Below are 13580 nucleotides of genomic sequence, written 5' to 3'. Positions count from 1 at the left end.
TTGTTCATAAAGTATGTATAGAGAAAAAATTGATATTCTAGTGGATCTTGTTATAAAGTCCACAGTCAATTTTTGATGTAGATATTTTATTGAAAGTTAAATAAATGTTAAACTGAATTAATTAAATGAAAACAAATTTACTGATTTCAACAAAAATAACATTACTTGTAATGTTTTTCTTGTTACCCATAATGGAGTTTACAGGTTTTGATGCATTTGCACAAACTGTTACTGGAGTTCCTAGCAATACAGGCTGTCCAACCAGCGGTATCGTAACAGCAAGTAGTACTGGACTTGGAGCAACACCACAGTATCAGTTGCTCAAATCTGGAGTGGTAGTCGCTCCCGTTTCTGGGAATGCTACTCAATTTGCCAATACTAATGTATTTACAGATTTACTTTCGGGTAGTTATACTGTTAAAGGTAGAGCCACGAGTGGAGGTACTGTTTACACGAGTAGTGCCATAACTGTTACTGATGGCTATACGGCAATGGCAGTTACCACTCCTAGTAAAGTAGCAAGTTGTATAGGTGGCACATCAGTACTAACTAGCACCATAAGCGGAGGCAAAGCTCCTTTTATTTACAAAATTGCTACACAAGCAGCACCAAGCACCTATCTAGAAACTAGTACTAGTATTAGTAGTGCTAACTATAGTTTTGCTGCTAAAGCAGCAGGAAGTTATATAGTAAGTGTTACCGATGCTTGTGGACAAACAGTTACTGGAGCAGCCTCGATAACTGACCCAACAATTAGTATTGCAGATATTAAAATTGGTTCTTCTATTTTTATTGATAGAACTGCTGCAGGCAACTGTACAACCCCTATAATAGCTAGAAATGAATTAGGCTTCACTTATGTATCGAATAATCAATCCATTTCTGCTGCCGATGCATCATTATTTACCTATAAAATAAAATTTCAAGGGCAATTATATGGTCAGGATACTAATGCTGATGACTATTCCGATATAGGAGGGACAGGTTTTTCTCCACTTGCTCGTATTTCTAGAATGCCTTTAATAGCAACAAGAGATTTGATAAATACTGAATTTGGAAATATGTTTATTGTGCTTTCTGATGCTTGTGGAAACACAAAGGAATTTCCTATTAGAGATTACAACACGACTAATTCATTCATAACTGCTAGTAATTGTAATGGTGCAGGATATGGAAAAATTTTCCATGGCTATGGAATGTATTGTTTACCAATTAATTTAACTTTTACAAACGCTGCTAATCCTGCAGATGTTGTTACCGTAACGCAAACAAGTTCGCAACAAACATTCTCAGGGTTAACTACTGGTGCAACTTATAATTTTACATATATAGATGCAGCAGGCTATACAGCTGGTTTGTATAAAAGTAGCACTGTAGTGGTCCCAGCAGCCTCTGGTTTTGGTGTTACTCAAAGTACTTTTGGGACACAAGAAAATTTGAATTATTTAAATTATGGTAAAGCAATTTTATCTTTTGCTACTTTCCAAAATGGCGATACTTTTACGTATACGGTAACAACTTCTAGCAACCCATTAGTGACTGTTGGTTATTCTAACAACGCAACGATTAATGCTCAAGGAAATGTTGAGCTACCTCGAGTCAATCCATCAGACCCTTTAGGCTATTGGCCAAAAGGCACCTATACATTGGCAATTACAACTGCTTGTGGCACTACTAATGTAACTGTTACTGTTAAAGGCTATACTGCAAGTCTATCAGGTAATACCGTAACACCCGTTTGTGGCGGGTTTAATTATGTAATGAATGGTACTTTTGATGTACAAAGTGCTTATCAAGTAATTATAGTTTCAGGGCCAGCAAGTGTTGGCCAAACTAGAGATTTAGCAAGTACATCTGCTTCTTTACCTTTTAATAGTTTGGCTTATGGTACGTACGTTTTTGGTTTACGCATAAAAGGGGGAACAACCAATGTGCTAACCCAAACTGTTACGTATAGTGCGGCCAATACTATTGCAGTAGACACTGATAGTACTGGTGGGTATGTATGTAGTGCTGGTGCTACTAATGGCGTATTAACAATTGTTGCAACAACTAATTCACCCGCCCCAGGCAATACCTTAGAGTATGCTTTGAGCCTTGATGGTGGTGCTACTTATGGCGCCTTCCAAGGAGGCAATACTTTTTCAGGCTTAGGTAGTGGTACGTATTTCTTCAAAGTAAAAGACGGTTGTAATAATATTATAGTACGATCAACGCAAATAGGTCTAGCGGCTGCTCCAACAGCTAGTGCAGATGGCAAAACTACACCAGTTGTTTTTTGTAATTTACCTAGCGGCAGTATTCAGTTAGATGTAGATATTTTAGGTGCTGATGGTTATTTATGGGCTGGTCCGGGCATTACGGCAGCTAACCAAAATCTTAAAAATCCAGTAATAGATTATAGTGCTTTATCAGTAGGTACTAATACTATAACTTGTACTATTACACTTGGAGCACCTTGTAATACAACAACGGTTTCTAATTTAATTATTAATGTTAATCCATTGCCAAATGTTGTCATTACAAATCCGGCGGCAGTGTGTTATGATAACAAAGTTGATCTTACAGCAGCTGGGGTTACCACTGGCAGTGATGCTGGATTAACGTACACTTATTTTACTGATGCAGCAGGTACGACAACATTAGCAAATCCAACAACAGTGGGTGTAAGCGGTACTTATTATATTAAAGGAACTAAAACTACTACAGGATGTGAAAAAATAATGCCTGTAACAGTAACCGTAAATCCGTTGCCAATTGCTACAATTACGTATCCAAATGGTCCATACTGTACTAGAGGTACAGCAACAGTAACTCAAACGGGAATTACAGGAGGAACCTACACATCAGATGCTGGCGTAAGCATCAATGCAAGTACTGGAGCAATCAATTTGTTATTAAGTACTGCAGGAAGTCATACCGTTACCTATAGTTTTACTAATGGTACTTGCGCCAATACTACAACAGCTATTATAACTATAAAAGCCACAACATTACCAACTGCACTAGCAGATATAACAGCGCAATGTAGTGCAACACCAATAGCTCCAACATTAACCGACACATGCGCCGGCTTACTAACAGCCACAACTACAACTGCTTTCCCAATAACAACACAAGGAACAACAGTAGTTAAATGGACTTTTACTTATGGTGGAGGTTACACACAAAATGTAAATCAAAATGTAATTATTGATGATACAGTTGCTCCGGTTGCTCCAACTTTAACCGATGTAACAGGCAATCAATGTAGTGTAGCATCATTAACTGTGCCAACTGCTACTGATGCTTGTGTTGGTTCAATAACAGGAACAACGACTACAGTTTTTCCTATTACAACACAAGGAACAACAGAAATTACATGGTCATTTGACGACAATAACGGAAATATTTCAACAGCAACACAAAATGTGATTATTGATGATACTGTTGCTCCAGTAGTCCCAACTTTAGCAGATATTACAGGTTCGTGTAGTGTTACGCCAACAGCTCCAACTACTACAGATGTATGTGCAGGGACCATAACAGGAACAACGACTACAGTTTTTCCTATTACAGCAGTTGGTAAAACTGTTGTAACATGGGCTTTTAATGATGGCAATGGAAATAGCATTACAGCTAATCAGAATGTTATCATTACTAATACTACAAAAGTGGGTACAGAAACGACATCTTGTGCATTAGATGGTTCTGGATATACATTAACAATAGTAGTAAGTGGTCAATCTCCATTTACCGCAACAGGTACAGGAGCCCCAGGTACATGGAGCGGAACAACTTGGACTTCTAGTAAAATCACAAAAGGAACTAACTACAATGTAAGTATTCAAGATGTTAATGCGTGTAATACTTTAGTAGTTTCGGGCACTGCTCCTGTTTGTTGTGTCTTTGAGGTTACTTGCCCAACATTTCCATCAACTACAATTGCTTGTTATGCAGCAATGCCAACCGCAACTACACTAACTGAGGCTCAATTTGAAGCATTAGGAAATGCAGATGGAGTAATTGGAAATATCCCTTGCGGAGTGATAGAAATCAAGGCTTCAAATGCAACAAGTCCAGCTTGTGAAGGTTCGGTTATAAGAACCTATACAGTAACAGAATATAGTGATGCTAATAGTAATGGTATTAGAGATTTAGGTGAAAATACAGTTTTAAATACACAAAATTGTACGCAGACTTTCACGATAGACCACACCATTAAACCAGTAGTTCCAGCAGATGGCGCTAGCACAGTAGAATGTTTGGCATCGGCAACGGTACCAACAGCGCCAAGCACCGTAGTGGATGTTTGCGGAACAAGCCTCACAGGAGTATTGGCATCGACAGTAGATTCGCCAGCAACACTAACATGCGAAGGCACTAGAACTTACAACTATACCTTTACCGATTGTTCAGGCTTAGTATCGAATTGGAAATACGTTTACACGATAGACCACACCATCAAACCGGTAGTTCCGGCAGATGGAGCGAGTACAGTAGAATGTTTGGCATCGGCAACAACACCCACAGCGCCAAGCACCGTAGTGGATGTTTGCGGAACAAGCCTCACAGGAGTATTGGCATCGACAGTAGATTCGCCAGCAACACTAACATGCGAAGGCACTAGAACTTACAACTATACCTTTACCGATTGTTCAGGCTTAGTATCGAATTGGAAATACGTTTACACGATAGACCACACCATCAAACCAGTAGTTCCTGCAGATGGAGCAAGCACAGTAGAATGTTTGACATCGGCAACAGCGCCAACAGCGCCAAGCACCGTAGTGGATGTTTGCGGAACAAATATCACAGGAGTATTAGTATCGACAGTAGATTCGCCAGCAACACTAACCTGCGAAGGCACTAGAACCTACAACTACACCTTTACCGATTGTTCAGGCTTAGTATCGAATTGGAAATACGTTTACACGATAGACCATACCATCAAACCGGTAGTTCCTGCAGATGGAGCAAGCACAGTAGAATGTTTGGCATCGGCAACGGCACCAACAGCGCCAAGCACCGTAGTGGATGTATGCGGAACAAGTATCACAGGAGTATTAGCATCGACAGTAGATTCGCCGGCAACACTAACATGTGAAGGCACTAGAACCTACAACTATACCTTTACCGATTGTTCAGGTTTAGTATCGAATTGGAAATACGTTTACACGATAGACCACACCATCAAACCAGTAGTTCCAGCAAATGGAGCAAGCACGGTAGAATGTTTGGCATCGGCAACAGCGCCAACAGCGCCAAGCACCGTAGTGGATGTTTGCGGAACAAGTATCACGGGAGTATTAGTATCGACAGTAGATTCGCCAGCAACACTAACATGTGAAGGCACTAGAACCTACAACTATACCTTTACCGATTGTTCAGGTTTAGTATCGAATTGGAAATACGTTTACACGATAGACCACACCATCAAACCGGTAGTTCCAGCAAATGGAGCAAGCACGGTAGAATGTTTGGCATCGGCAACGGCACCAACAGCGCCAAGCACCGTAGTGGATGTTTGTGGAACAAGCCTCACAGGAGTATTAGTATCGACAGTAGATTCGCCGGCAGTATTGATAAATAATGGGACTAGAACCTATAATTATACTTTTACCGATTGTTCAGGATTAGTTTCTAATTGGAAATATACCTACACTATTAGTGACACAACAGCACCTGCGACTCCAACTATTGCTAATGTAACAGGACAGTGTACCGCAACAGCAACAGCTCCAACAACAACGGACAATTGTGCAGGCACTATCACAGGAACCACATCGGATGCTTTGACGTACTCGACCCAAGGAACCCATATAATTCATTGGACATTCGACGATGGAAATGGCAACAAAACATTGGTAAATCAAAATGTGATTATAAAAGATATAACAGCACCTGCGACTCCAACTATTGCTGATGTAACAGGACAGTGTACCGCAACAGCAACAGCTCCAACGACAACAGATAATTGTGCAGGCACCATCACAGGAACCACATCGGATGCTTTGACATATTCAACTCAAGGAACTCATATAATTCATTGGACATTTGACGATGGAAATGGCAACAAAACATTGGTGAATCAGAATGTGATTGTGTTGAATACTATTATTGTTCCGATAAGTGGAGGTAATCAAACACAATGTATAACGAGTCCAGCGCAAACGCTAAAAGCTACCGCAACAGCTTCGGCTGGGACCACTATAGTTTGGTATGATTCGTCAACAGGAGGAAAAGTAGTAAGTTCTCCTTGGTTAAATACTGTAGGGACAATTACTTATTATGCCGAGAGCATTGATAGTAAAACAGGTTGTTCAAGTTTGACAAGAACACCAGTAGTATTAACATTATATAATTGTTCCATTTCCATCATTAAAACGGCGGAATTCATCGACGAGAACAAAGACGGTTATGCACAAGCAGGGGAAACCATTAAATTTAGTTTTGAGGTCACCAACACAGGTGATGTAGCCTTAACCAATGTAACGGTAACAGATACTGATTTAGCAGGATTGATATTGACAGGTAGTCCAATTGCTGTTTTAGCAGCGGGAACTTCAAATGGCACAGCATATTCTGCTACTTACGCCATCACACAGGCGGACATTATAAAGGGATCAATAAGTAATCAAGCTAAGGTAACAGCTACAACTCCATTAAATACCATCGTGACAGATTTATCAGATGACTCGAATAACCTAGAAGACAAACCGACTGTTTTAGGTATTTCAGGCTGTGCGATAGAAGTGTTTAATGCAGTGTCCCCAAATGGAGACGGAAACAATGATGTCTTTTATATTCGAGGACTAGAATGTTATCCAGATAATACAGTAGAGATTTACAACCGTTGGGGGGTATTAGTATTCGAAAGAACTGGATACAATAATGCAGACAAAGCCTTTAAAGGAATTTCTGAAGGACGCGTGACTGTTAAACAATCCGAAGAATTACCAGTAGGTACTTATTACTATATTTTCAAATACAAAGACACCGATTCAAATGCACACCAAAAAGCAGGTTATTTATATTTAAATAGATAAAAAAAATAACTCCCGAGAGAACACTATCTCTCGGGATTAAAAAAATAAACATGAAAACAATAATTAAAACAGCAGTCTTTCTACTGGTATCTGTTGCGAGTTACGCCCAGCAAGATGCCCAGTTCACGCAATACATGTATAACACCATCAATATCAATCCAGCCTATGCGGGTTCGCGAGAGACAATGAGCATTTTTGCCTTGCATCGTACACAATGGGTAGGATTAGATGGCGCACCCGTGACCAATACAGCATCCATAAATACCCCTATAAATGGTAGCAATGTAGGACTTGGGGTTTCTATTGTTAATGATAAAATAGGACCATCGGATGAAAATAATATTTCGGCCGATTTTTCCTACTATATCAATACGTCAGAGGATTTTAAACTCTCCTTCGGATTGAAAGCATCAGCAAACCTTTTGAATGTCAATTTTGATAAATTGAATCAGTATGATCCAAATGATTATAGTTTTGAAAACAACATAGACAATAAGTTTTCACCAAATATAGGTGTAGGACTTTACTGGTATTCTGATAAAACCTATATAGGACTATCTGTACCTAACTTGCTCGAGACACAGCATTTTGATAGGTATGCAGGTGTAGGGTCTGGTTCTTATATTGCACGAGAGCGTATAAACTATTACTTAACTGCAGGTCACGTTTTCGATTTAGACTACAATCTAAAGTTCAAGCCAGCAATGATGACAAAACTAGTTCAAGGAGCACCTTTACAGGTAGATTTATCGGCCAATTTTTTGATCAATGACAAGTTTACAGTAGGAGCAGCTTACAGATGGAGTGCAGCCTTGAGTGCAATGGTAGGATTTCAAGTATCTGATTCATGGTTTATTGGATATGGATACGATATGGAAACAACACGTCTTGCAAATTATAATTCTGGATCTCATGAAATATTTCTTCGCTATGAAATATTCAACAAGTACAACAGAATTACATCACCTAGATTCTTTTAATTTAATATAACGTTATGAAATTAAGCGCCAAACATTTCGTATGCTGTACAGTTTTTTTAGTGTCAACATTAGTGGGATACACTCAAAAAAAAGGTGTGACAATCGCTGATAAAAAATTTGAAAACTATTCTTATGTCGATGCTATAGCTATCTACGAGAAAGTAGCAGAGAAAGGATACAAAGACGAGAAAATGTTTCGAAAATTAGGGGATTCCTATTTTTTCATAGCCGATTTGATAAAGGCAGAGAAATGGTATACTGCACTTTTTGACATGAATGCAGTACAAGAGCCGGAGTACTACTATAGGTATTCCCAGTCGTTGAAAGCAGTAGGAAATTATTCTAAGGCCGATAAAATGCTAGAGCAATTCATAGCAAAATCGGCTGGGGACCAGCGTGGGAAACTCTTCGCAAGTCAACGAGATTACCTGAAAGATATCAAGGAAAATTCGGGGCTTTACGAAATATTCGATGCAGGAATAAACTCTGCCTACTCAGATTATGGAAGTGCTTATTACAACAATACCATACTTTTTGCCTCCGCAAGAGATACGGGTGGAGTAGCTAAGAAAGTGTTTAAATGGAACAATGAATCCTTCACCAACTTGTACAGCTCTGAGATAAGTACACAAGGTAGTTTAGTCAAGCCAGAAATTTTCAATAAAAACATCAACAGTAGGTTTCATGAGTCAACCCCCGTTTTTACAAAAGACGGCCAAACCATGTATTTTACACGCAATAATTATCTAAACGGGAAAAGGCAAAACGATAGTAGACGAATCATTTTGCTAAAACTTTACAAGGCTACAAACGAAAATGGAAAATGGGTTAATGTAGAAGAACTTCCTTTTAACAGCAACGAATATAGTGTAGCACATCCAGCATTGAGTGTAGATGAAAAGACATTGTATTTTGCATCAGATATGCCGGGCACTAAAGGTATGTCAGATCTTTTTAGTGTGAGTATCAATTCAAATGGTACTTACGGTGTCCCAAAGAATTTAGGACTTCCAATAAATACAGAGTCTAGAGAAACATTTCCTTACATTGCACAGGACAACAAGTTGTATTTTGCTAGCGATGGACACCCAGGGCTAGGTGGATTAGACGTATTTGTAACAGATTTATTAGCAAACACAGGAAGTGCAACCATAGAGAACATTGGCGCCCCGATAAATAGTACCCAAGATGATTTTTCATTTGTGATTGATGCAGAGAACAGAAAAGGATTTGTAACCTCTAACCGTGAGGGAGGACTAGGTTCAGATGATATTTATAGATTCAATAAATTACCCGTTCCAGTATGTGTTCAAGTACTTCAAGGCGTAATCAAGGATCAAGACACAGGATTAGTCATGGCAAATGCCAAGGTAAGTTTGTTTGATGCTAATTTTAATCTTATCAAGGAGATCACAACTCTATTATCTGGAGCATATACATTTGAGGTTGAATGTGGGAAAGTGTATTATTTAAGAGGAGAAAAGCCAGAGTATGAAACTAAAGAGAACAAGATTGTAATAGCAAAAGTATCAGGAGAAACACAAGGACCATTAGAATTGGAGCCACGTAAAAGAGCAGTCGATGTGGGTACAGACTTAGCCAATACCTTGAATATTCCAATTCTTTATTTTGATTTAGACAAGTCATTCATACGAAAAGACGCAGCATTTGAGCTCGAAAAAGTATTGGCAGTAATGCAACAATACCCAAAGATGACAATAGATATTAGATCACATACAGATTGCAGACAAACCATTGCATACAACCAAGCACTATCTGATAGAAGAGCGAATGCAACAAAAGCATGGCTGATAAAAAATGGAATAGCTGCAAATAGATTAACCGCCAAAGGATATGGAGAGTCACAACTTGTAAACGATTGTGGATGTGAACCAACGAACAAATCAAACTGTACAGAGGAGCAACATCAAGCCAATAGAAGAAGTGAGTTTTTAATTGTTTCGATGCAATAAATATTCTCTAAACAACAAAAATCAAAAAAGGATATCCATAACGGGATAGCCTTTTTTGTTGGTTGAAGAATTATAAAAAACCATAGGATAATTGCTCCTATGGTTTTAGTTTATAAGTTCTAATTCTTTCTATTGATTACTATAGGAGCATTGTTAGATTGTTGATCTTCAATTTTATTTTTTGAATTAGTAGATCTGTAATAATAAGAATCCTCATCAGACGAGTTTTGATTGTTACTATAGTCTACAGAGTTTGAATTTTGACCATAGTAGTATGATTTTCCTCCTTTTACAGTACCTATCATGTCTATAATTTGTCCTCGGCGGTTGTAGATGATTTCTAATCCGCCCACACGCTCTAGAGCAAATCTATTGTAAGTCATGTAAACAGATCCTATTCGCTTCACTCGGTCGTTAGCATCGTAATTGATAAATACATTACCTACTTGTCTCACACGACCTAGATTGTCATGTTCAATTCTCACTCCATAATTGATAGGACGATTTTTATTAGGTGTTCCATACGTTCTATTGACTCTACTGTTTGAGTTTGCTTTGTAATACATTTCACTGCGAGTTGTTGGTCTGGTATTAAAATCCAATTGACCATCAGGAAATACATAAAAGGCAATGCCTCTTTCTATGAATTCTACAGGTTCGTCATTGTCAAAAAGAGAAGACGATTTTATAATTACAGAGAAATCTTTTTTCTCTGTTGCGTTGGCAACACTACCTCCAAATACGAAGATACTAGCAACTAAAAGGGTAATTTTTTTCATGATACTTCTATTTTGAATTTTGCCTACTCTTGAGCTTTTCGGCTTTCGCTTTAACTGTTTAGTTGAATAGGGATATTCAAGTAGTGTGCCAAAAAAAAGTACCTGAGACCTATAATTAGTATTTTAAATGCTGCTGTTGTAGTTTTTAGATTCTTTAAAACGCAGGTTATCAAGTGTGTGTAAAATTAGTTTTAGAATAAAAATATTTTAAAAAGAGTCGTTATTTTTATTTTTTTAAGCAAACAGAATCTAACTACTTATCAATAGTACGTAAAATTAACTTCTGTTAGGAACACGCTTCAACTGATATTAAGTAATTTGTAGTATGTATGCACCAGTAGATTGTAACAATTTTTATGCCTCATGCGAACGCGTTTTTCAGTCGAAATTCAACGGGAAACCTGTTGCAATCTAATAATGATTGTTGTGTCATATCATATAGTAATGAAGCGAAGGCGGTAGGAATAGGAATGAGAGCGCCCGCTTTTCAAATAAAAGAAATTGTAAAACAGCATGATGTGCAATTATGGTCGTCAAATTATTCCTTGTATGGTGATTTGAGCAATCGAGTAATGAAGATTTTAGAGCAGTTTACACCAAATTTAGAGATTTATAGTATTGATGAAGCTTTTTTAAACTTTGACGGATTGTCAATTGAGGGCTATCACCAGTATGGGATTCAAATGAAGAACCGAGTACACAAATGGGTGGGTATTCCGGTTTGCATTGGCTTTGCCGAAACCAAAGCATTATCAAAAGTAGCCAATAAAATTGTTAAAAAATTCCAAGATAGAACGAAAGGTGTTTACGTTATTGACAGAGAAGAGAAACGAGTAAAAGCGCTTAAATGGACTAAGATTGAAGATGTTTGAGGCATAGGACATCGACTGAATAAGAAAATGAAAACTAGCAATATAGCAGCCGCTCTTGACTTTACCGCACCACAACATGAGGCTTGGATAAAGAAAGAAATGGGTGTACTGGGAATGCGTTTAAAGTATGAACTAGAAGGTAAATCAGTATTAGACCTAGAGCCTATTGCTACCCAAAAAAAGAGTATTGCTACTACCGGAAGTTTTCCTAAACAAATTGCGGAGTTTGATTTATTACGAGAGCGGGTAGCTACTTTTGCGGCGCAATCTGCCGAGAAATTACGTAAGCAAAAATCATGTTGCCACACCATAATAGTCATGCTAGTTGTAGACAAACACAGCATACAAACATCTAAATATTATTTTAATTGCGCCGTAACATTGCCTTATGGGTCTAATTCTACATTGACCATTGCCAATGCTGCGATAGCCTTACTTAAAAAACTTCATGCGGGTAATGAGCACTTAAAATTTAAAAAAGCAGGTGTAATTGTTACTGAACTTATTGATGAAAATAAAAAACAGTTTGATCTTTTTGAGGAAGAAAACCCCAAACACTTGCAACTAATGAAAGTAATTGATGGGTTGAATGCTAAAATAGGCGACAAGAAAATAAAACTAGCATCGCAGAATTTAAGTTTGACCTGGAATATGAAACAAAACCATTTGTCACCTAGATACACCACCAGTTTTAAAGATATACTTGAAATAAAATGCCAGTAAACAAAACATCTAAACTTACTTTTTACTTTCCTGATTTTGAAAGTGGATTGCGCATTCCTTTTATAAACGAAGGGGTTTCAGCAGGATTTCCATCGCCAGCTGCTGATTTTATGGAAATGAGTATCGATTTGAACAAACAATTGAGTGAAAACCCGCTGGCTACTTTTTATATTAAGGTCAAAGGAAACTCTATGATTGATGCAGGTATTGATGACAAGGATGTACTTGTTGTTGACCGAAGCTTAGAGCCACAAAATAATAAAATCGAGTTACTTACTTAATGACTACGATTTGCTTCCAACCCTGATGCGGATGTGAGACTAATCGTTTGAATATATTATCAAAAATAGAATCTTTGTAAATTGACCTGTTCAGTCGATAAAAATATTCATCTAAATATTTTTGGAGATGTTCCTTTTTGACGTGTGATTGAATCGTTCTTATTGCAGTTTTTACCTGATGAATAATAGTGTGCATTTCTTTGAAGTTTTTCCCAGGAACGCTTTTTTCTTGGACGATGTTATAGCTCTTTGCTATTATTTTGTAAGCTGTCCATTGGTCTGTTTTAATATTCGCATCTTTACTTATATGCTCGTCAAATAATGGTTTTATTGACTTTGCAGAATAATCATCAATAACATTTGCATAACCTCTTTTTATCTTTCCTTCATCTGTCAGCTCAACAGCACAAGCAACTTTTGCCTTTTTGCTATCGTAACTTCTACCTTGTTTTCCTGTTTCTTTTCCGCCAACTACAAATTCATCAACTTGTACATTTCCTGTCATTGGATACTGTTTTGAGGACTTCATCGCAAGTCTTACTTTTTGCATAAACAACCAAGAAGTCTTTTGAGTTATTCCATAGCGTTTTGCCGCTTGAGTTGAGGATATTGATTTGGTTGTACAAGTCATTTCAAAGGCAATACAAAATGCTTTTTGAATTCCAAATTTAACTCTATGAAAAAGAGTTCCTGCCGTTGCACTCTCTTTATATCTACATTTGGTACACTCTCTTTTATTGTGTTTTTCAAAATAAACATACTTCGTATTCTCGCAACGTTTACATCTATAGCCGTCTTTCCACTTCTCATTGGCTATAAATTCACGGCAACTTTGGTCGTCTGGGAATGTCTTTATGAACTCTAAAATATTCTCCCCCTGAAATATACTTTCCATATCCTTGTATTTACTATAAATATAAGTGTTTTTTAAGTAAGTAACTCTA

8 protein-coding genes are annotated in these 13580 nt (G+C 37.7%); 6 read left to right on the top strand and 2 right to left on the bottom strand.

All coding sequences use genetic code 11. The features are described 5' to 3' along the window. The first annotated feature begins 125 nt into the window (after positions 1 to 125). Genes FJV36_RS08280 through FJV36_RS08270 form a run of 3 tightly spaced genes read left to right on the top strand, consistent with a single transcriptional unit; the run spans position 126 to position 9981 of the window. The gene (locus FJV36_RS08280; protein WP_158980995.1) at positions 126 to 7028 is read left to right on the top strand and encodes a gliding motility-associated C-terminal domain-containing protein; all 6903 of its coding nucleotides are present in this window, start codon (positions 126 to 128) and stop codon (positions 7026 to 7028) included. 50 nt (positions 7029 to 7078) lie between these two features. Further along, a complete protein-coding gene (locus FJV36_RS08275; protein WP_158730034.1) occupies positions 7079 to 8008 on the top strand; it encodes a type IX secretion system membrane protein PorP/SprF in 930 nt (309 codons plus the stop codon). A 14-nt stretch (positions 8009 to 8022) separates the two neighbouring features. Next, on the top strand, positions 8023 to 9981 hold the full coding sequence (locus FJV36_RS08270) for an OmpA family protein (RefSeq protein ID WP_158730033.1): 1959 nt from the start codon (positions 8023 to 8025) through the stop codon (positions 9979 to 9981). 119 nt (positions 9982 to 10100) lie between these two features. Here FJV36_RS08270 and FJV36_RS08265 read toward each other — a convergent pair whose 3' ends face one another. After that, positions 10101 to 10760 (bottom strand): hypothetical protein, encoded by a 660-nt coding sequence (locus FJV36_RS08265; protein ID WP_158730032.1) that lies wholly within the window; start codon positions 10758 to 10760, stop codon positions 10101 to 10103. A 356-nt stretch (positions 10761 to 11116) separates the two neighbouring features. On the opposite strand from FJV36_RS08265, the gene FJV36_RS16645 reads away from it, so the two are divergent. From FJV36_RS16645 to FJV36_RS08255, 3 genes are read left to right on the top strand one after another with little or no spacing between them, the layout of a single operon-like run. Next, entirely contained in the window at positions 11117 to 11632 is a 516-nt protein-coding gene (locus FJV36_RS16645) for a hypothetical protein (RefSeq protein ID WP_370514399.1), read from the top strand. 27 nt (positions 11633 to 11659) lie between these two features. After that, a complete protein-coding gene (locus tag FJV36_RS16640; RefSeq protein ID WP_347753183.1) occupies positions 11660 to 12355 on the top strand; it encodes a DUF4113 domain-containing protein in 696 nt (231 codons plus the stop codon). Continuing rightward, complete coding sequence (locus FJV36_RS08255) at positions 12346 to 12636, top strand: LexA family transcriptional regulator (RefSeq protein ID WP_199250928.1); 291 nt, start codon at positions 12346 to 12348, stop codon at positions 12634 to 12636. The genes FJV36_RS16640 and FJV36_RS08255 overlap by 10 nt, the downstream gene beginning before the upstream one ends. Here the strand turns inward: FJV36_RS08255 and FJV36_RS08250 are convergent. Next, the gene (locus FJV36_RS08250; RefSeq protein WP_158728025.1) at positions 12629 to 13531 is read right to left on the bottom strand and encodes an IS1595 family transposase; all 903 of its coding nucleotides are present in this window, start codon (positions 13529 to 13531) and stop codon (positions 12629 to 12631) included. The genes FJV36_RS08255 and FJV36_RS08250 overlap by 8 nt on opposite strands. Positions 13532 to 13580 lie beyond the last annotated feature (49 nt).

It is taken from the genome of Flavobacterium sp. I-STPP5a, from assembly GCF_009764685.1.
Taxonomy (GTDB): Bacteria; Bacteroidota; Bacteroidia; order Flavobacteriales; family Flavobacteriaceae; genus Flavobacterium.
This window is presented reverse-complemented; position numbering and strand designations above follow the sequence as displayed.